20 protein-coding genes are annotated in these 19,556 nt (G+C 68.7%); 12 read left to right on the top strand and 8 right to left on the bottom strand.

The annotated features are described in order from the left end of the window. Nucleotides 1-975, bottom strand: a complete 975-nt coding sequence (locus tag ACZ5Y9_RS02370; protein WP_464472156.1) for an FUSC family protein — start codon at nucleotides 973-975, stop codon at nucleotides 1-3. 248 nt (nucleotides 976-1,223) lie between these two features. After that, the gene (locus tag ACZ5Y9_RS02365; protein WP_464472155.1) at nucleotides 1,224-3,197 is read right to left on the bottom strand and encodes a DUF7507 domain-containing protein; all 1,974 of its coding nucleotides are present in this window, start codon (nucleotides 3,195-3,197) and stop codon (nucleotides 1,224-1,226) included. Nucleotides 3,198-3,385: 188 nt separating this feature from the next. Here ACZ5Y9_RS02365 and ACZ5Y9_RS02360 point away from each other — a divergent pair, with 188 nt between their 5' ends. From ACZ5Y9_RS02360 to ACZ5Y9_RS02345, 4 genes are read left to right on the top strand one after another with little or no spacing between them, the layout of a single operon-like run. After that, entirely contained in the window at nucleotides 3,386-3,772 is a 387-nt protein-coding gene (locus tag ACZ5Y9_RS02360; RefSeq protein ID WP_247623893.1) for a PadR family transcriptional regulator, read from the top strand. Between the two features lies 1 nt (nucleotide 3,773). Further along, complete coding sequence (locus ACZ5Y9_RS02355) at nucleotides 3,774-4,145, top strand: DUF1048 domain-containing protein (protein ID WP_247623894.1); 372 nt, start codon at nucleotides 3,774-3,776, stop codon at nucleotides 4,143-4,145. After that, entirely contained in the window at nucleotides 4,142-4,912 is a 771-nt protein-coding gene (locus ACZ5Y9_RS02350) for an ABC transporter ATP-binding protein (RefSeq protein ID WP_464472154.1), read from the top strand. The genes ACZ5Y9_RS02355 and ACZ5Y9_RS02350 overlap by 4 nt, the downstream gene beginning before the upstream one ends. After that, nucleotides 4,909-5,676, top strand: coding sequence for an ABC transporter permease (locus tag ACZ5Y9_RS02345; protein WP_247623896.1), 768 nt, complete (start codon nucleotides 4,909-4,911; stop codon nucleotides 5,674-5,676). The genes ACZ5Y9_RS02350 and ACZ5Y9_RS02345 overlap by 4 nt, the downstream gene beginning before the upstream one ends. A gap of 123 nt (nucleotides 5,677-5,799) precedes the next feature. On the opposite strand, the gene ACZ5Y9_RS02340 is transcribed toward ACZ5Y9_RS02345, so the two are convergent. From ACZ5Y9_RS02340 to ACZ5Y9_RS02325, 4 genes are all read right to left on the bottom strand, one after another. Then, the gene (locus ACZ5Y9_RS02340) at nucleotides 5,800-6,717 is read right to left on the bottom strand and encodes a glycine betaine ABC transporter substrate-binding protein (protein WP_440747993.1); all 918 of its coding nucleotides are present in this window, start codon (nucleotides 6,715-6,717) and stop codon (nucleotides 5,800-5,802) included. Nucleotides 6,718-6,790: 73 nt separating this feature from the next. After that, on the bottom strand, nucleotides 6,791-7,780 hold the full coding sequence (locus ACZ5Y9_RS02335) for an ABC transporter permease (protein ID WP_247624741.1): 990 nt from the start codon (nucleotides 7,778-7,780) through the stop codon (nucleotides 6,791-6,793). Further along, nucleotides 7,777-9,087 (bottom strand): quaternary amine ABC transporter ATP-binding protein, encoded by a 1,311-nt coding sequence (locus tag ACZ5Y9_RS02330; RefSeq protein ID WP_247633296.1) that lies wholly within the window; start codon nucleotides 9,085-9,087, stop codon nucleotides 7,777-7,779. Before ACZ5Y9_RS02330 ends, ACZ5Y9_RS02335 begins: the two co-directional genes overlap by 4 nt. A 409-nt stretch (nucleotides 9,088-9,496) precedes the next feature. Beyond that, nucleotides 9,497-10,690, bottom strand: a complete 1,194-nt coding sequence (locus ACZ5Y9_RS02325) for a class I SAM-dependent methyltransferase (protein ID WP_464472153.1) — start codon at nucleotides 10,688-10,690, stop codon at nucleotides 9,497-9,499. A gap of 190 nt (nucleotides 10,691-10,880) precedes the next feature. Between ACZ5Y9_RS02325 and ACZ5Y9_RS02320 the strand changes: the two genes are divergently transcribed. From ACZ5Y9_RS02320 to ACZ5Y9_RS02305, 4 genes are all read left to right on the top strand, one after another. After that, the gene (locus tag ACZ5Y9_RS02320; RefSeq protein ID WP_464472152.1) at nucleotides 10,881-11,048 is read left to right on the top strand and encodes a hypothetical protein; all 168 of its coding nucleotides are present in this window, start codon (nucleotides 10,881-10,883) and stop codon (nucleotides 11,046-11,048) included. 306 nt (nucleotides 11,049-11,354) lie between these two features. Further along, on the top strand, nucleotides 11,355-12,617 hold the full coding sequence (locus ACZ5Y9_RS02315; protein ID WP_464472151.1) for a lipopolysaccharide biosynthesis protein: 1,263 nt from the start codon (nucleotides 11,355-11,357) through the stop codon (nucleotides 12,615-12,617). A 143-nt stretch (nucleotides 12,618-12,760) separates the two neighbouring features. Then, the gene (locus ACZ5Y9_RS02310) at nucleotides 12,761-13,132 is read left to right on the top strand and encodes a hypothetical protein (RefSeq protein ID WP_464472150.1); all 372 of its coding nucleotides are present in this window, start codon (nucleotides 12,761-12,763) and stop codon (nucleotides 13,130-13,132) included. Between the two features lie 256 nt (nucleotides 13,133-13,388). After that, nucleotides 13,389-13,706, top strand: coding sequence for a hypothetical protein (locus tag ACZ5Y9_RS02305; protein ID WP_464472149.1), 318 nt, complete (start codon nucleotides 13,389-13,391; stop codon nucleotides 13,704-13,706). A 376-nt stretch (nucleotides 13,707-14,082) separates the two neighbouring features. Here the strand turns inward: ACZ5Y9_RS02305 and ACZ5Y9_RS02300 are convergent, their stop codons facing one another. Continuing rightward, nucleotides 14,083-15,357 (bottom strand): type III PLP-dependent enzyme domain-containing protein, encoded by a 1,275-nt coding sequence (locus tag ACZ5Y9_RS02300; protein ID WP_464472148.1) that lies wholly within the window; start codon nucleotides 15,355-15,357, stop codon nucleotides 14,083-14,085. Between the two features lie 124 nt (nucleotides 15,358-15,481). Between ACZ5Y9_RS02300 and ACZ5Y9_RS02295 the strand changes: the two genes are divergently transcribed. Genes ACZ5Y9_RS02295 through ACZ5Y9_RS02285 form a run of 3 tightly spaced genes read left to right on the top strand, consistent with a single transcriptional unit; the run spans nucleotide 15,482 to nucleotide 17,459 of the window. After that, nucleotides 15,482-15,874: a GntR family transcriptional regulator gene (locus tag ACZ5Y9_RS02295; RefSeq protein ID WP_404596874.1), complete on the top strand. Its 393-nt coding sequence runs from the start codon at nucleotides 15,482-15,484 to the stop codon at nucleotides 15,872-15,874. Then, a complete protein-coding gene (locus tag ACZ5Y9_RS02290) occupies nucleotides 15,871-16,773 on the top strand; it encodes an ABC transporter ATP-binding protein (protein WP_464472147.1) in 903 nt (300 codons plus the stop codon). Before ACZ5Y9_RS02295 ends, ACZ5Y9_RS02290 begins: the two co-directional genes overlap by 4 nt. Beyond that, a complete protein-coding gene (locus tag ACZ5Y9_RS02285; protein ID WP_464472146.1) occupies nucleotides 16,773-17,459 on the top strand; it encodes a hypothetical protein in 687 nt (228 codons plus the stop codon). The genes ACZ5Y9_RS02290 and ACZ5Y9_RS02285 overlap by 1 nt, the downstream gene beginning before the upstream one ends. 110 nt (nucleotides 17,460-17,569) lie before the next feature. On the opposite strand, the gene ACZ5Y9_RS02280 is transcribed toward ACZ5Y9_RS02285, so the two are convergent. Beyond that, nucleotides 17,570-18,151 (bottom strand): ArsR/SmtB family transcription factor, encoded by a 582-nt coding sequence (locus ACZ5Y9_RS02280; RefSeq protein WP_247623904.1) that lies wholly within the window; start codon nucleotides 18,149-18,151, stop codon nucleotides 17,570-17,572. Nucleotides 18,152-18,225: 74 nt separating this feature from the next. Here ACZ5Y9_RS02280 and ACZ5Y9_RS02275 point away from each other — a divergent pair, with 74 nt between their 5' ends. After that, the gene (locus ACZ5Y9_RS02275) at nucleotides 18,226-19,548 is read left to right on the top strand and encodes an MFS transporter (protein ID WP_464472145.1); all 1,323 of its coding nucleotides are present in this window, start codon (nucleotides 18,226-18,228) and stop codon (nucleotides 19,546-19,548) included. Nucleotides 19,549-19,556: the final 8 nt, after the last annotated feature.

The following is a 19,556-nucleotide window of genomic DNA, read 5'->3' as shown; positions in this document are numbered from 1 at the left end:
TCACGATCTCCGAAGTCGTGCGGCCACGCGCGGCACCACGGCCGCCGCGGCGAGGGCCAGGGCGATGCCGAGCAGGGTCATACCCAGGCGCTCGAGGAACCAGTGCGCGGGCGCCTCGCCCTCAGGACCCATGAGGAGCGACAGCACGATCACCGTCGAGAACAGCGGGAACACGTACCAGCGACTGCCCGCGGTGCCCGTCGCCGCCGTCAGCACGGCGACCAGGATCACCGCGAACACGGCCGACGGCGGCGAGAGGGTGGCGACCGCGAGGGCCAGCACCGCCCCGATGAGCACCGAGAGGGCGCGCCCCCACCCCCGAGACACCAGCGCGGCATGCGCCGGTCGGCTCACCATGAGCGCCGCGACGCACGCCCACCCCGGGTGGTCGACGCCGAGGGCGAAGCCGCACGCCGCGGCGAGCGCACCCGCGATCCCGATCTGGATGCCGTACACGAGCATCGCCCCGCGGGTGGCGGGCGGGGCGACGGGGCGCACGGCGGACTCCCGCGCCGGCCAGAGCAGCGAGACGAGGAACGCGTAGACGGTGCCCGCGAGGATCAGCAGCGCGGCGCCCGCCCCGTCGCTGATCGAGGCGAACGAGAGCCCGACGCCGATCAACGGCAGTCCGAGCACGAGCACGGGGGTCGCGAGGCGACGGGAGCGGTCGGCGGCGAGCAGCGCCACGGCCACGCAGAGCACGAAGATCACGCAGACGGCGAGTGCCGGCATCCGTCCGATCACCGATCCGACGAAGATCGCCGCCGCCGCGATGGCGCCGATCACGAGGCCGCGCGCCCGCTGCGGCCGGGTCGCCGCCACTCCCAGTCCGGCCGCCGGGAGCACGCCGACCGCGAGCGTGAGCCCGGTCGTGAAGCCGTCGACGGGGTCGGCGAGCATCGCGATCCCGGCGGGCACTCCGAGCACCGCCCCGTGCAGGGCGTTCCGCCACGACCACGCGACCGCCGACGCCATGTCCCCCACTCTGGCCCGTCCGGCCGGGCGGCACCACCACCACCTCACCTCCCGCTGCCCGCACGACTTCGGAGATCCGACCCGACACCCCGGCCACGGATGCCGTCGACTCGGCGGGTCTCCTCGAGTCTCCGACGTTGTGCCGGGGCGGGCCCCGACGGCTCGGCAGCGGAGGAGGACCGGGTACGGCCCCGACGCACGGAGCGCCCCGGACCCGAAGGTCCGAGGCGCTCCGTGTCGCGCGCGGATCAGCTCCGGAGTGCGCGACGGAAGGCCAGCACGGATGCTCCGACGAGGAGCAGGATCGCGCCCACGCCGCCGACGAGCCACGGGGCGTCGCCGCCGGTGATGGCGAGGGTCGCGCCGGTCTGCGCGACGGGTGCATCCGGCGTCTCGGGCAGCGCCGGCGCCGCGACGACCGAGAGCGAAGCCGAGTCGCTCCCGGCGATGGGCTCGCCGTGCGGATCGGTCGCCGTGCCGCTCGCGTCGTTGGTGACGGTGCCGATATCGGCGACCGCGGCCTCGTACTCGACCGTGCAGGTGAGCGTCTCACCGGGAGCGAGCGTGACCGGTGCGCTCTTGTCGCAGGTCAGCTCGTCGAGGGGCGTCGCGCCCGTGAAGTCGACGTCCGAGAGTTCCACGTCCGACAGCGTCAGAGTGCCCGCGTTCGTGGCGGTCAGCGTGTACAGCACGGTGTCGCCGACGGCCGCGGTCGGGCTGTCGACCGTCTTCACGACGTCGAGCAGTCCGGTGCCCGGGGTGTCGAGCAGCGCGGTCGAGGAGTTCGCATCGACGGTCACCGAGGTGCCCACCACGCCGGCCGACGCGGTCGCCTCGTTCGAGACCAGGCCCTCATCGATGTCGGCCTGGGTCACGACGTATGGGGCCTGGCACGTGGTCGACTCGCCGACCGCGAGCGTGGTGACCGGGCAGACGATGTCGCCCAGCTCGCCCGTGCCCGTGAACGTCGTCTCATCGATCACGAGGTTCTCGACGGGCAGTGCGCCGTCGTTGGTGACGGCGAAGTCGTAGACGACCGTGTCGCCGACGGATGCCGTGGCGGGCGAGACCGACTTGACGAGGCCGAGCGACGCCTGCTTGGCGGTGTTCGTCACGACGCAGTCGACCGAGTCACCCGCGGCGAGCGTGAGCTGCTGCGCCGGATCGGTGCCGTTCGGGAGGACGGTGGTGCTGCCCTCGGTGTTGTTGGTGCACGTCCACGCCGCGTCGTAGTAGTCCAGCGGGCTCGGCGCTCCGGCCGTGGCCGCCTCGGAGAGCGTGAACGCCCCGCTCGGGATCACGGTGGTCGCGGAGGTGGCGGCGGTGTCATCGGCGCCGGTCGTGGCGGTCGCGAGGGCGACGCCCTCCGGCGAGGTGACCTGCACGTCGAACGAGTCGAGCGGGTCGACGCGGCCGTCGACGCTCTTCTCGAGCGTGAGCGTGGAGGTGCGGATGCCGAAGGCGAGCGCTTCGCGCTCACCGGCCGAGTTCAGGAAGAGCGTGCCGGAGATCGCGGTGGCCGACGGAGCGGCCAGGATGGTGCCGAAGGCGCTCGTGGTTCCGGCGTTCGCCGGGTTGCACACCGCGGCGTGCGTTCCGTCGCCGGCGAGCGGGATCGTGCATCCCCCGCCCGAGGTGATCGGCGTCGTGCTGTCGATCATCGTGAGCGGCTGATCCGAGTCCCAGAAGATCCGCTCGCCCAGCGAGCCGACGATGGCGTCGGGGGTCTCGGGGGCGGCCGTGACCAGGTCGTAGCCGGTCACCGGCACGCCCTTCAGCGTGACCTCGACGTCGACGATGTTGATCTGCACCGAGCCGAACGAGGCGCCGCGGTTGGCGTAGAGGTAGGGCAGGCCCGGGATGCCGTCGTAGTAGTCCCAGTTGCCCATCGGGAAGAACGGGTCGGTCGACGGTCGCGCCTCGACGCCGCGCGGCTGCCACCCCATGCCCGTGGGCCGCTGGGTGACCGTGTAGGCGATGTCGTACTCGCCGAGCGTGGTCTCGAACCGCTGCCCCTCCGCGGTCAGGCCGATGGACTGGTCGTACCCGGCGAAATCGAACCAGCAGATCGAGTCGGTGAACTTGCCGCCGGTGCCCTCTTCCGCGTAACCGCATGTCGCATCGATGGGCGCCGCGGTCGCCGGTGCGGCCGCCACCCCCGTGAGCAGCAGCGACACCAGCGTCGCCGCACCGGCCAGCGCCGATATCTTCGTGAACTTCATTTCTCCCCCTGGAGTTGTGACGGGCAGCGGCGCCCCATCGACGCCTTCCCGTTGATCAACAACGAGGCAGGGACCGGTGTCTGACGATGTAACCGGTATTCAGTGTTGCTAAGTACCGGTACCTAGTGTTACTTTGTACCGGTACCCAGTATCACTGAGTACCGACGGATGAGAGGGAGGCGAACCTGATGGGCAAGCAGATGACCGAGATGCTCAAGGGCACCCTGGAGGGCATCGTGCTGGCGCTCCTCGCCGAGCAGCCGGCTTACGGATACGACATCACCGCACGCCTGCGCGAGCACGGCTTCACCGACACCGCCGAGGGCACCGTGTACGCGCTGCTGGTGCGGATCGAGCAGCGCGGGCTCGTCGACGTCGAGAAGGTGCCCAGCGAGAAGGGCCCGCCCCGCAAGGTGTACACGCTCAACGCGCAGGGCACCCACGAGCTGGCGGAGTTCTGGAAGACCTGGAACCTGCTCGCGCGACGGATCGACGGCCTGAACCCCGCGATCACGAACGACACGAACACCCCGAACGACACGAACGACACCCACACCACGAAAGAGGAGAACTGACATGGCTGCGAAGTGGATCGAAGCGCTCACCGGATCGCTCGAGCAGAAGAAGCAGTACCGCGACGCGAAGAAGCGGATCGACGCCCTCCCCGAGCCCTACCGCTCGGTGGCGAACGCCCAGCACCGCTACTCGATGTACTACGGCGGCATCACCGACGGCGACACCCTGGTGCAGATCTTCCTCGGCCTCGCCGACCTGTGGGAGCGGGCCGCGATCGACGGCACTCCGATCTCGGCGATCGTGGGCGACGACCCCGTCGAGTTCGCCGAGACCTACGCCGAGTCGTACGGCGGAGTGCAGTGGATCGACAAGGAGCGGGCGCGCCTGATCAAGGCCGTCGACGAAGCGAGAGACGAGGAGAAGGAGTCATGACCGCAGCGATCACCGTCACCGGTATCGAGAAGTCCTACGAGGACCTCCACGTGCTGAAGGGCGTCGACTTCGAGGTCGAGGCGGGGTCGATCTTCGCCCTGCTCGGCTCGAACGGCGCCGGCAAGACGACCATGGTGCGCATCCTCTCGACGCTGCTGACGGCGGATGCCGGCACGGCGAACGTGCGTGGACACGACGTCGCGAGCGACCCGCTGAAGGTGCGCGAGACGATCAGCCTGACCGGCCAGTTCGCCGCCGTCGACGAGATCCTCACGGGACGCGAGAACCTCGTGCTCGTCGCGAAGCTGCGGCATCTGCCCGGCGCGGGACGGATCGCCGACGATCTGCTCGCCCGCTTCCGCTTGACGGATGCCGGGGGCCGGAAGGTCGGCACCTACTCCGGCGGCATGCGCCGCCGCCTCGACATCGCGATGAGCCTCATCGGCGACCCCGCAGTCATCTACCTCGACGAGCCCACCACGGGTCTCGACCCCGAGGCCCGCCTCGAGGTGTGGCAGGTCGTGAAGGACCTCGCGCACACCGGCACCACCGTGCTGCTCACCACCCAGTACCTCGACGAGGCCGAGCAGCTCGCCGATCGCATCGCGATCCTGCACGAGGGCCGCATCATCGCGAACGGCACGCTCGCCGAGCTGAAGGCACTGCTGCCTCCCGCGAAGGTCGAGTACGTCGAGAAGCAGCCGACGCTCGAGGAGATCTTCCTCTCGCTGGTCGGCCCGAGCGCCCCGAAGGAGGACGCAGCATGAGCACGCACTTCGCCGCCGACACGGCGACCCTCACCGGCCGGTCGATGCGGCACATCTTCCGCAGCGCCGACACCATCATCACCACGGCGGTCACCCCGATCGCCCTGATGCTCCTGTTCGTGTACGTCTTCGGCGGGGCTCTGCGTCAGAGCACCGGCCAGGAGAACTACGTGAACTATCTGCTCCCCGGCATCCTGCTCATCGCGATCGCGTCGGGCATCGCCTACACGGCGTTCCGGCTCTTCACCGACCTGCAGAGCGGCATCTTCGAGCGCTTCCACTCCATGCCGATCGCCCGATCGAGCGTGCTGTGGGCGCACGTGCTCACCTCGCTCGTCGCGAACGGCATCACCCTGGCGATCATCTTCGGCGTCGGGTTCCTGATGGGTTTCCGCACCGGGGCGAGCGTCGGAGCATGGTTCGCGGTCATCGGCATCCTGCTGCTGTTCACCCTGGCGCTCACCTGGCTGGCGATCATCGCCGGACTCAGCGCCAAGACGGTCGACGGGGCGAGCGCGTTCTCGTACCCGCTGATCTTCCTGCCGTTCATCAGCTCGGCCTTCGTGCCGACCGACACGATGCCCGGGCCCGTGCGCTGGTTCGCCGAGAACCAGCCGGTCACGTCGATCGTGAACACAATCCAGGCGCTGTTCGCCGGCGAGCCCGTGGGGTCCGCGATCTGGGTCGCCCTCGCCTGGTGCGTCGGCATCCTGATCGTCGCCTACGCCTTCGCGATGCTCGCCTACCGCCGCAAGGTGCGGTGACCCGAGGCATCATCGTTCCGGCGGAGAAAACACCGATGGGCGGAGGATTCGAGAAGAATCCTCCGCCCATCGGCGAGATATCCGCCCATCGCGTTGCAGCGCGGGGCGAGACAGAGCGTCAGATCAGCTGACGACCCAGTCGAAGTCCGCGCCGTGCTCCTCGAGCCATGCGTCAACCGCTTCGGCTTCCTTGCCCTCGCCGTACTCGTTCACGACGAGGTCCTCGAGCGAACCGTACTGGGCGTCGTCGAGCTTGATCTGCTCGATCAGCTCCGCGGCCTCGGGGAACTCCTCGGCGAAGCCCTTCGTTCCCAGGAAGTGCAGGGCCTCGGGGTCGCCCATGGCACCCTTCGGGTCTTCGAGGTCCTTCACGGGGAAGGCGTCGTTGGCCCAGAACGGACGCCACAGCGTCACGACGATGTCCTCCTGCTTGTCGGTCGCCGACTTCAGCTCGGTGAGCATCGCGGCGGTCGACGAGGTGACGAGCTCGTACTCGCTGTCGAGGCCGTACTCGGGCAGCATCGACTGGGTCTGCGCGGTGAGACCGGCACCCGGCTCGATGCCGTAGATCTTGCCGTCGAGCTCTGCGCCCTTGCCGACGAGGTCCTCGATCGAGTTCAGCTCGGAGTACTCCGGAACCGCGATCGTGAGCTTGGCGTTGTCGTAGTAAGCGCCGAGGTCTTCGATGTCGTCGCCGTAGGTGTCCATGTAGGACTTGTGGGTGAGCTCGGGCCAGGCCGACGGGTAGATGTCGACGTCACCCTGCGCGAGGCCGGTGTACAGCGGGCCGGCCTCGGTGAGCGTCTTCATCTCGACCGTGTAGCCGATCTTCTCGAGCTGGTCCTGCAGCAGGTACGCGGTGCTCAGGCCGTCGGTCCACGACGGCAGGAATCCGAGCGTGATCGTGCCCTTGTCGCCCGAGCCGGCGTCGCCGCTGTCGGAGCCGCCTCCGGTGCCGCCCATGCCGTCGCCGCTGCAACCGGCGAGCGTCAGGGATGCTGCGGCGCCGATCGCCGCGATGGTCAGGAGCTTCTTCTTCATGTGTATCTCTCTCGTCACGTATGGATGTGTGCTGTGTTGCGGGTACTGCAGTGGTGCTTCGGAAGGGAAGACGTCAGGCGGTGGTGACCGGGGCGCGGTGCGGCGACGCGACGTGGCGCTCGGCCTCGTCGGCGGCATCCGTCGCATCCGTCGAACCGGACGACGAAGCGGATGCCGTGGCACCGCGCTGCTTCGCCTTGCGACGCGCGAGCATGCCGAGCAGCGACGACGGGTTCTCCCCCAGCGTGCCCAGCGCCGCGGTCACGCGGTCGAGGAAGACGGCGATGAGCACGACACCCAGACCCGCCTCGACGCCCTTGGCGATGTTGATGGTCGAGATCGCTTCGACGACGAGCTTTCCGAGGCCGTCGGCGCCCGCCATGCCGGCGATGACCGCCATCGACAGGGCGAGCATGATGACCTGGTTGACGCCGGCGAGGATGGTCGGCATCGCGAGCGGCAGCTGGATGCCGCGCAGGATCTGGCCCGGCTTGGCGCCGAACGCCTGCCCGGCCTCGACCGTCTCGGAGTCGACACCGCGGATGCCGAGCTCGGTCAGTCGCACGCCCGGAGGCAGTGCGAAGATCACGGTCGCGACGAGGCCCGGCACGACGCCGATGCTGAAGAACACGATCGCCGGGATCAGGTAGACGAAGGCGGGCATCGTCTGCATGAAGTCGAGCACCGGCTTGAGGATCGCACGCACGGTGGCGTTGCGGGCCGACCAGATGCCGAGCGGGATCGCGATGACGACGGCGATCACGGCGGCGACGAGCACCAGCGCGAGCGTCTGCATCGCGGGCACCCAGAGGTTCATCGCGACGATCAGACCGAACGACACGACCGTGCCGATCGCGAGCTGCCACGAACGCACCAGCCACGCGATGAGCGCGGCGATCACGATGATGACGATGAAGTGCGGGCTGAGCAGCGCGCGCGTCAGACCGTCGACGAGGAACGAGACGACGAACGAGATCGCACCGAGGAAACCGTCGAGATTGTCCTTGATCCAGTCGACACCGGCAGCGACCCACGTACCGAGGGGAATGCGGAAGTCCATCAGCGCACCTCCCCTACGGCCGACGCATCGGATCCCGTCGCGGGCTCCGCCGTCCAGCCGTCGTCGAGCACGGCGTCGATCTCGGCCTGCGGCATCGGCAGCAGGGGCAGCGTGAGTTCGCCCGTCGCACCGGGGCCGGGGCCGAGGGCCGCGAGCAGGGTCACGCGCGGGATGACACCGGCGAGTCGGCCGGCGGCATCCGTCACCGCGAGGGGCAGCGGTGACTCGACCGCGGGCACGAACAGATTCATGAGGACCTCGTCCTCGCTCACGCTCTGCGGCACGGGCTTGATGATGTCGCGCAGGGTCGAGGTGCCCTTGCGCACGAGCTTGACGGCATCCCGGTCGGTCACGATGCCGACGAGCTGGCGGTCGCGGCCGACGACATAGGTCGCCGACATGTAGGCGTCGCGCATCTGGCGCAGCGCGGTGCGCGGGCCGGCTCCCTCGGCGACGACGGGGCGCGGACGCTCCATCACGTTGCCGGCGGTGAGCACGCGGGCACGGTCGACGTCCTGCACGAACTGCTCGACGTAGTCGTTGGCCGGGTCGGTGAGGATGTCTTCCGGCGTACCGATCTGCACGATGCGGCCGTCGCGCATGACCGCGATCCGGTCGCCGAGGAACATCGCCTCGTTGAGGTCGTGCGTGATGAACACGATCGTCTTGTGCAGCTTCTGCTGCAGTTCGAGCAGCTGCTCCTGCATCTCGCGGCGGATGAGCGGGTCGAGGGCGCTGAACGCCTCGTCCATCAGCAGGATGTCGCTGTCGGCGGCGAGCGCGCGGGCGATGCCGACGCGCTGCTGCATTCCGCCCGAGAGCTCGGAGGGCAGCTTCTCGCCCTGGCCCTCGAGGCCCACGAGCGACAGGATCTCCTCGGCCTTCGCGAGGCGCTCGGCCTTGGCGACGCCCTTGAGCTCGAGCGGGTAGGCGACGTTCGCGGCGACCGTGCGGTGCGGCAGCAGGGCGAAGTGCTGGAAGACCATCGACACGCGGTCGCGGCGGATCTCGCGCAGACGCGACGCCGGGATGCCGGTGATCGGGTCGCCGTTCACCGTGACGGATCCGTCGGTGGCGGGGTGCAGGCCGTTGAGCATGCGGATGATGGTGGACTTGCCGGAGCCGGAGAGCCCCATGATGACGAAGATCTCACCGCGGTTGACGGTGAAGCTGGCGTCGATGACGGCGGCGGTTCCCGCCTCGGCGACCTGCGTTCGGCTCTCGCCCGCCTTCAGCCGGCGGACGGCCTGGTTCGGATTCTTCCCGAACACCTTGAAAAGATTGCGCGCTTCTAGAACGGTTTCGGACACGTTTCCCCTGCGGCTCGCCTTCGGGTGGCTGAGCCTGCTTCGGTTACGCCCGGGTGATGCTCTCGAGGCCGTTCGACATGTCTGCTGTGGCGGCACGGACGGCGGATTTCGGATCCACCGCGATAGAGCAACGACCGTACGTCCACGCCTCTTCGCAGCACAGCTCATCGAAAGAAGGACGTGGTCGCGGACTGGTCTTCGGGCCGTCAGGCCCACAGACCAACGTAACGAAATGGCCGGTCAGGGGCAAATCCGGTCTATCGGCATACTCATAGAATCGCGTGCTGACCGGGGAATTGCTCGGGCATCTAGCGAATCTCGAGCGGGCGTGCCGCGCGCGTTTCTCGTGCCCCCTGAGGGGTCGAGACACGCCGCACGGCGGCATCCGATCGCGGCGTGTTCTGACCCCTCAGCGCGGGCGACGGATGCTGCGCGTCACCGTGAACTTCGGCGTGCGGTGCAGCTGCTCGGTCGGGCCGACCAGACGGGTCAGCTCGGCCCGGTATCCGAGTGACGAATTGAACACCGTGAAGAGCTCTCCGCCGGGTCGGAGCACACGAGCGGATGCCTCGAACAGGCGCGTCGCCGCGCCCGTGTGAACGCTCGCGCCGAGGTGGAACGGCGGGTTGAGCAGCACGACGTCGACGGATGCCGTCGGCACCTCGGAGGCCGCATCGTCGTGGGTCACCGTGACCCGGTCGGCGACGCCGTTCGCGACGACGGTCGCACGGGCGGAGGCGACGGCTGCGGCCGAGCGATCGGTCGCGATCACGCGGGCATCCGGGTGCGCCCGGGCGTACGAGACGGCGAGGGCTCCGGTGCCGCAGCCCAGGTCGAGGACCTGAGCGCCCTTCGTCGGTTCCTGAGCGCCCTTCGTCTCGTCGCTGCGCTCCTCGCTCAGGGACCGCGAAGCGAGACGAAGGGCCCCACCCCGCAGCACGTCGAGCAGCACCCGCGTCCCGATGTCGAGCTTCGCCCCGGCGAACGCCCCGCCGTGCGCGACGAGCGTCAACCCGTCATGCGTGGCCGTCACCGGGAAAGGCGGCGCGACCGGCACTTCCTTCGGCTCCGACGCGATGACGAGTCGCGACTTCCGCTCGGCGCGCTGCGCCTGCACGACGCCGAAGCTGCGCCCGAGCACCTCGTTCTGCGCGATGGCCATGTGCTTCACGCGCCCGCCGGCGACGAGCACCGCATCGGGGGCGGCCCAGCGGGCCACGGCATCCGCGATCTCCTCGAGCTCGGCGAGCGCCTTCGGCAGCTGCAGCAGCACCAGTCGCGCGCCGTCGAGCAGCGACCTGTCGAGTTCGTGCGCGACGAAGCCGTCGATCCCCAGGTCGGCGGCGTTGCGGTCGAGCGCACGGCGACCGGTCGCCAGATCCTGGTGCACGCGGATGCCGCGCAGCCCGGCATCCGTCAAGGCGAGCGTGATCGCCCCGTACTCGTCGCCGATGACCGCGATCTCCGGGCCCGCGACACCGCGCTCCGCGACGAGCGCGAGCGCACGCTCGGTCAGGAGCAGGTCGGTCGCGTCGTGCGCCTGCAGGTTCTCGGCCTCGACATCGGGCCAGCGACGCAGGCGGCTGTAGGGGAACTCCGGCACCTGTTCACTGTACGCGGGGCCCTCCGTCTCGTCGCTGCGCTCCTCGCTCAGGAACCGACGAAGGGCTCTTGACACCCTTCTCCCGCGCTTCTAGTGTGCGAAACCCGTCGGTAGCGATGCGGCGAGCGGTGGGTCTCGATACGCGCGGTGGGTTTCGACACCACGCAACTGGGTCTCTGAGCCTGTCGGAGTGCCCCATCGCGCGCCCGCCCCACGAACGATGTACCTCTCGGGCGATCGCGAACAGTACGACTACCTCACCTTCGACCTCGACGCCGGCCACGGCAACGCGGTACGCGATGCCGACAGGCTGTCGCTGTGGCTGGACGAGCTGCGCATCGACCACCTGATCGCCTAGTCCGGGCCGACCAGCGGCCGCCACATCTGGATCGCCCTCGAGGAACCCACCGACGCAGGCGTAATGAAGGAACTCGGTCTACTCGCGAAATCGCTGCTGCCATCCCTGGACGTCCGGCCCCTGCTCGACCGCTTCGTCCCCCAATCACCCCGAACACGCCCAGAGCATCCGAGCGAACAGACTCGATCCGCTGGCCCTCGATCTTGTCCCCCGGATGCGTCGACGGCCAGTTTCGTGCACAGGACGGACGTGTGCGCCTGGTGGACGTCTCAGTCGCGTGTCGCTCGTTCATGCGAACATCGACGTATGACGTCGAGGCTCGAGGACACGGATGATCGGCGTAGCGACCTTTCCGAGCGGCCCCGGGGAACCTCGGCTCTAGGTCGCATTGGTGGTTTCTCGTTGAGTGTGGGCCTGTCCACGTTGCTCGGGCTGATCGCCCTCTGGCTCCTCAATCTCAGCCTGGGTCCGACCGACTGGGGTCGGCTCGTCCTGGTGCAGACCGTCGGGCAGATGGCGGGAATCCTGGTCGGTTACGGGTGGGGTGCAACGGGCGCCGCGATGATCGCCGGCACTCCCGTCCACGACCGGCATGCCCTCTATCGAGACTCTCTGCGCATCCGAGCGATTCTCTACGTCATCACCCTCCCGTTCACCGCGGCGCTGCTGTTCCTGCTGTCCCGTGGTGACCTCCCGGTCGCGGTCATCGGCGCGGCCGCATACCTCCTGCCGTCGCTGGGCGGGGCGTGGTACTTCATCGGTGAAGGGCGGCCTTTGCGCCTGTTCCTCTGTGACACCGTGCCCATGATGGTCGGGAACGTTCTCGGCGTCGTGCTCGCGATGATCAGCGGAGAGGGGTGGATGTACCTCTTCGGGCAGGGGCTGGGGTTCCTGGCTGCCGTCGTCATCGACGCCGTGGTCATCCTCCGCGGAGCGCCCACGCGATCGACCCCGCCGGCCCGCTTCCTTGCCACTCTGCAGGCGCAGCGTCACGCGGCGACCGCCTCGCTGACCACGAGCCTGTACGTCTCGCTGCCGATGATCGCGGTGCAGACGTTCGTCCCGGCGATGCAACCGCTCTACGCGATCGCCGATCGACTGTTCAAGTACGCGTCGATCGCACTCCAGCCCATTCAGCAGTATTTCCAAAGCTGGGTGCCCGTCGACCCCGACGACCTGCCCCGTCGCGCGCGCATCGCGACATATACGGGCGTCTTCCTCGGCGTCGTCGGAGGCATCGCGATCACGTTCCTCTCCCCCGTGATCTCGCCCCTGCTGACCGCCGGGAACCTGCACGTCCCGCTCGAGCTCTCGATCCCGTTCGGCGTCGCTTTCATCGGCATCGGCACCTCCGCCCTCGTCGGCTATGCCTGCCTCATCGCCGTGGGGAAAGTCCGCACGCTCGCCGTGTCGACGCTGATCGGGGCGGGTGTCGGGGCACCGCTGATCGTGCTGTTTGCCGTGCTCGAATCCGTGCCCCACGTCGCGTGGGCAGTCGCGATTTCCGAGCTCTGCGTCGCGGGCTGGCAAGTCACAGTCCTCATCCGGGCGCTCAAGCCCAAGCGATGATCCCGGGGTGTAGCGCTGCTTCTCTGATAACCGAAGTCGCTTCAAAATTCAACCTATGAATCTCCTGCATGCGTCGGTATGTTGTTGAGTGATATTCAAAATCGATTGAATATTCAGTCAATAGACCGTAGATAAGTATGCGTTTGAAGTTGAACTCCCAATGGACGCCCGCGAAGGTTCTCGCGGCCGTGGGCATCGGCGCCCTCGCCATGTTCGGAACGGTCGCGCCTGCTGCTGCCGCACCCGTAGCAGAACCCGCAACGACCGTGAGTGTCCCCGCCGACGACACCCTCCGCGGACCGACTGGCCCCTGCTCGCAGCAGAACAGCGGCGTGCGTGCCTATTGGGAGTTCGGTTGGTTCAACACTCAGAACTGCAACACCTACACCATCAAGATCAAGCACCGGGTGAGCTACCCCGGCATGACGTGGATGCCTTGCGCGACGCTCGCACCGGGTCAGCACTCGTACACCCCTCCGGTGAACTTGCCCCAGGGAACCTGGGCGTCTTGCTGACCCGCCCAAGTACTGAAACCTGAGCCAACTCTCACGTTCGTTCAGCGAAGCCCCCGGCCGTCTGGCCGGGGGCTTCGTCATTTGGCGCACTGTCTGTTTCGCCCGTGGGCCAGGTATCGGACCGTGCGCCTGTGGCGCCGCGGAGTCACCCCCTGACCACCTGTGGACGACCCGAGCTCCGTCACGGCTCTACTCGCCCACCAGGTTGGACAGCCGGACCTCACCAAAATTCCTCGATGCCTCGTACATGGCGTGCATGACCCACGAAAACGGCATCAGTTCCCAGTCCCCCGAAGGTTGTTCCACCGGCCCCGACCGGCGCATCACGAACATGAACAACCTCACTCGCGCATCCCTAGCCACCCGTCGAGCTCGCGCCCGACGTCGACGCCGTGGCGTGTGGCGCCGCCGTCTCATCGACGGCATCCGCCGGCTGCTCATGCAGCTGCTCGAGCGCATGTGCGTGCAGCTGCTCGTCGACGGCATCCGCGACCGGTGGGCGTGGGCTGCCACGGTCGACCGGGTCGCCCTGATGGGGAAGATCGCCGCGACGATCTCCTCGCTGTTCAGCTGAGCGGAGGCCGGCGCCGCCGGCCACGGTGTTCGAACGCGCGGCCGCGCGTTCGAACACCGTGAAGCCTGCGGTATTTTCCGGTCGATCTGTCTGCGCGCAAGCCCCACTGCGTGGGGCCCGTCTCCGCCGAGATTCTCGGACGCGCTGCGCTTACTTCGGCCGAGATTCTCTCCCCCGCGGCCCTCCGGGTGGCGCTCCGGCAGCTCTCCCTACAGAGACACTTCGTGCGAGTGGCGGGTCTCGACGCGGGTGCTGGGTCTCGACACCAGCAACTGGGTCCCTGAGCCGGGGTCCGGGACGCTTCAACAGGCTCAGCGACCCAGGGTTCAGGAACTGGGCCCCTGAGCCGGTCGAAGGGCCCACCACGAGAGAGCCCTCAGAAGAACGTGCGCACGAGCTCCACGACGCGGTCCGACTCGGCCGACTCGACGACGGGCAGGAAGTGCCACTTGTCGAACGCGGTGCACGGGTGCGAGAGGCCGAGGGCGACGACATCGCCGATCGCGACGTCCGCGCCGCGCACGAACGTGTGCTGGTCGTTCATCGCGGTGATGGATGCCCCGGCGAGCGGCGCGAGCGCCTCACCGAGTTCTCCGGCGAGCCCGTGCACGACGGGCAGCCCCTCGTCGAAGGGGAAGTCGCGCTTGCCGCCGTCGAGCAGGGCGAGCGCGGGCTCGGGGTGCGAGACGACCCGCGCATAGCCGCGCATCGCCGAGCGGAACGCCCCGCCCGCCTCCGTGCCGGGGAACGTCTCGTCGAGAGGCGAGATGCCGCGGTAGAAGCCGTCGTCGTGCACGATGTACGCGCCCGAACGCAGCGTGAACCGCGTGCGGGAGTCGCGGGCGATCGCGGGCGCGTAGACCTCGGCGACCAGGTCGAAATAGGCGCTGCCGCCCGCTGTGACGAAGACATCGCCCTCGTCGTAGAGGTCGCCGAGGGCCTCGTGCACGACGAGCTGGTCGGCCAGGTAGGCGCGGACGGCGGCGAGCGCGGCATCCGATCGGTCGTGCCCGAGCGCACCCTCGTAGCCGCCGACGCCGGCGAGGCGGAGCACATCGGATGCCGCGATCCGACGCCCGATCTCGATCGCCGCCTCGACGCTCCGGGCGCCGGTGCGCCCGCCCTCGGCTCCCAGTTCGACGCAGACGTCGACCCGACGCGGCACACCCGTCTCACGCAGGGTGCGCTCCATCGCGTCGACGGTCTCGAGGGAGTCGGCCCAGCTCACGAAGCGGAAGTCGGGGTCGGCGAGCTCGCCCGCGAGCCACCGCAGCGAGCGCGCGTCGACGACGGCGTTCGCGAGCATGACGCTGTCGAGGCCGAAAGTGCGGGCGGTGCGCACCTGCCCCATGGTCGCGAGGGTGATGCCGGGGCATCCGATGTCGAGCTGACGCTGCCAGAGCGCGGGGGCCATGGTCGTCTTGCCGTGGGGCATGAGCTGCAGGCCTCGGGCGGAGGTCCAGTCGGCCATCACCGAGAGGTTGTGGCGCATCGCTGCGTCGTCGAGCGCGATGATCGGCGTCCAGAACTCCGACAGCCGGGGCCCGGTCGCGAGGAACTCGTCGACGGTCAGCCCGATCGCTCGGTCGGGGATTCCCTTGTCGCGTGCGGTGAGGCGCTCGTCGCCCCACCCGTCCTGAAGCCGTGCCATGGGGTGTCCTTCGCGTGGGGTTCGTCGGGGGTCCTTACGAATCTACGCGACCGAGGGGTTGACAACACTCCCGGTTAGGGGGTTAGTTAGTCATGTAAGTAACCCCCTAACCCATGGAGGACGCGTGATCGAAGAAGGCAAGCCCCTCTTCCTCCAGATCGCCGAGCAGATCGAGGACTCGATCGTCGACGGTTCGCTGGCCGAGGAGGCCCAGGCGCCCTCGACCAACGAGCTCGCCGCGTTCTACCGCATCAACCCCGCCACCGCAGCGAAAGGAGTCGCGATGCTCACCGACAAGGGCGTCATCTACAAGCGCCGCGGGATCGGCATGTTCGTCGCCGACGGCGCCCGCGAGCGCCTCCTCGGCGAGCGTCGCGCCGCCTTCGCCGACCGGTACATCGATCCGCTGATCTCCGAGGCCCGCACCTTGGGTCTCGACGCCGACGACCTCGCCGCGCTGCTCGCCGAGCGCGCGGCACGAACCCCCACCGCACGAGAAGGGAAGACCCCCGCATGACCACCGTCATCGAGGTGCAGAACCTCACCAAGCGCTACAAGGACACCCGGGCGCTCGACGACGTGTCGCTCTCGCTCGAGGGCGGCCACATCTACGGCCTCCTCGGTCGCAACGGCGCCGGCAAGACGACGCTCATGTCGATCCTCACCGCCCAGAACTTCGAGACCTCGGGCTCGGTGCGGGTGTTCGGCGAGCACCCGTACGAGAACTCCCGCGTGCTCAGCCGCATCTGCTTCGTGCGCGAGAGTCAGAAGTACCCCGACGACGCCTACCCGCGGCACGCCTTCACGGCCGCCCGCCTGTTCTTCCCGAACTGGGACCAGGCCCTCGCCGACGAACTCATCGCCGAGTTCCAGCTGCCCATGAAGCAGACGATCAAGAAGCTCTCGCGCGGCCAGCTCTCGGCGGTCGGAGTCATCATCGGGCTCGCCTCGCGCGCCGAGCTGACGTTCTTCGACGAGCCCTACCTGGGGCTCGACGCCGTCGCCCGGCAGATCTTCTACGACCGCCTCATCGAGGACTACGCCGAACACCCGCGCACCATCATCCTGTCGTCGCACCTGATCGACGAGGTGTCGAACCTCATCGAGAAGGTCATCGTGATCGACCAGGGGCGCATCCTCCTCAACGACGACACGGATGCCGTGCGCGACCGTGCCGTGACCGTCGTCGGCGACGCCGCCGCCGTCGACTCCTGGGTCGGCGACCGGGAAGTCCTCCATCGCGAGTCGCTCGGGCGCGTGGCATCCGTCACCGTGCTCGGCGCCCTCTCTTCCGCCGAACGCGCCGAGGTCACCGGACTCGGGCTCGACCTCGCGCCCGTCTCTCTCCAGCAGCTGATCGTCCGACTCACCCAGAAGGCCGAGATCCCCTCGGCCGTGAAGGAAGGGGCACTCTGATGCGACGCACGCTCAACGTCGTCCGCCTGCAGCTCATCAACCGGCAGACCTTCGTCTGGGTGCCGCTGATCATCCTCGGATCCGCCGTCGTGATCTCGGTGCTCATCTACGCGATGATCCCGACCTCGGGCCCCAAGTACGGCGGAGGCGGGCAGGCCCCGCTCTGGTACTTCTTCGCGCTCGGCCTGTCGTCCATGACGCTCACGTTCCCGTTCTCCCAGGCGATGAGCGTCACGCGCCGGGAGTTCTTCGTCGGAACTCTCCTCACCGCGGTTCTCGGCAGCACCTTCCTCGGCATCATCTTCCTGATCGGTGGTGCGATCGAGACCCTCACCGACGGCTACGGCATCAACGGCTACGTGTTCTACCTTCCGTGGCTCTGGGAGGCCGGCCCGCTCGGAGCGTTCACGGTCTACTTCGCGTTGGCCCTGCTCCTCTTCGTGATCGGCTTCACCGGAGCGACGATCTACAAGAGCTGGGGACCGACGGTGCTCACGATCGTGAGCGTCGGGCTGTCGCTCGTGCTCATCGGCCTGGCCTTCCTGGCCACTCGGCTCGAGCTCTGGGGGGAGGTCGGCGCCGCGTTCCTCGACGCCGGCGCGCTCGGCATCGCACTGTGGGGACTGCTCGCGGCCGCGATCCTCGCCGCGATCTCGTTCCTGGCCTTCCGCCGCGCGAAGCCGTAGCGCCGGGCCTCCCGCATGGGGGATGCTTCGACAGGCTCAGCAACCCAGTAGCCCCGCACACGTACTGGGTCCCTGAGCCTGTCGAAGGGTCCCACCCCGCACAACTTCGATCAGATCGTGTCGTCGGCGCCGATCACGTCGATCTGCCAGTGGCGACCGGCGGGGTCGGCGTCGTCGTGCGCCTTCTGCGCCTCATCGAGCACGTCGTTCACACGGATCATGGCCTTCTCGAACTCGGCCTCGGTGAGCCGGATCGTGCGCTGCGAGAAGGTCGCGTGCACCTCGGCCGTGCGCCCGGCGACATACTCGGGCGTCCACGCGATCACGCGGCGGAACAGGTCCTGATGCTCTTCGGCGATGGCCGAGATCACGGCGGTTCCGAGAGCCTCGTCGACGACGGGGTTCTCGGGGCCACCGACGTTGAGCGCCCCCTTGCGACTCGTCCACACGCGGTCGCGGCGGTCGCGCGCGTGTTCGGGCGCTTCGACGATGAGCCCGGCATCCGCCAGTGCCCGCAGGTGGAAGCTGACGCTGTTGGCCGGCACCTCGAGCTCGGCGGCGATGTCGGCCGCGCGCAGGTGCTCATGGCGCGAGAACAGGCGCAGGATGCGGCGGCGCAGCGGATTCGCGAACGCCTTGAGCATCGCCGAGGTCATCCACTCGGCATCCGCCGCGGTCTCGTCGTCAGCCATGCGCCGAGTCTATCCGCACCCGAATTTGCGCAATAGTAGTTGCGCAACTTTTCTTGCGGATCTACCATCGAGCCATGACCACCGCGACCGCCCCGCACCGCCTGTGGCGGAACACCCGCTATCTCACCTGGCTCGTGAGCGACACGAGCAAGGGCCTCGCCGCCGCCCTGTCGGGCTTCGCGATCCCGCTCCTCGCCCTCATCGTCACCGACGACCCCGCGCAGGCCGGCATCATCGCGGGGGCCGGACTCGTCGCCCGCCTGCTCACGACCCTGGTCGGCGGGGTGCTCGCCGATCGCCACCGCCGCGTCGTGCTGATGCTCGTCGGCTCACTGCTCGGTATCGCGCTCGCCACGGCGTTCACCCTGCTCGCGGCGAGCGAGGCGCTCACCTTCAGCGCACTGTTCGCGATCAATCTGCTGCTCGCGGCACGCAGCGGACTCTTCGACGTGGCTGGCGAGAGCGCGCTGAAAGAGATCGTTCCCGACGACGCCATGGGCCGCGCGCAGGCCGCCAACCAGGGGCGGGATGCCGCGCTGCAGCTCGCGGGCGGACCGCTCGGCGGTGTGCTGCTCGGCGTCGGAGGGTGGCTGGTCGGCCTCGTCATGACGCTCTGCCATCTGATCGCCGCGGGCACCGCGTGGGTGCTCGCGCGGGGCGGCTCGCGCACGACGCGCGAAAACGGAGACGAACAGACGGATGCTCGGCACGTCGCGCTCAGACACGCCGCGGATGCCGCGGGCGGTCCGGGTTTTCGCAGCGGAGTCCGTGAAATGGGCGAGGCGTTCCGCTGGTTGTTCTCCCGCCCGGATCTCGGCGGAGTTCTCGCCATCACCACGATCGTGAACCTCGGTTTCAACGCCGCGATCACCACGACCATCTACGCGCTGCAGCAGGCCGGGCACTCCGAACTGCTGATCGGCGCCCTGAGCGCCGGCGTCGGGGGCGTGATGCTGGTCGGAGCTGTGATCGCCCCGCTGCTGGTTCCGCGCATCGGCGCCGGCATCCTGACCATCACCGCCCTCTCGGTGGTCGCGGTCGCCACCGTCGCGCTGTCATGGATGGTCGAACCGTGGGCGATCATCGCCGTGCTCGGCGCGGCGGTGCTGCTCGTGCCCGCCCTCAACGCCGGGATGATGGGCTACTTCATGGTCGCGACCCCGAGCCGCCTGCTCGGGCGCGCGAACAGCGCCGCCGGGGTGCTGGGCATGGGGGCGATGCCGCTCGGACCGCTGATCGCCGGATTCGGACTCGCCTGGATCGGCCGTCAGAACACGATCCTGGTCTGCGCGGCGCTCTGCACGGTCGCGGTCGCGCTGGCGACCGGCAACCGCGCACTGCGCGCCCTGCCGGTCGAGGCGCGGTGGGCCGAGCACGCCCGCCGCTACGAGGCCTGAGCCCTCGG

The sequence above is a fragment of the Microbacterium sp. T3-8 genome (assembly GCF_055398145.1).
Note: the sequence above shows the minus strand (reverse complement) of the source record. Positions and strands in the feature narration are given on the sequence as shown.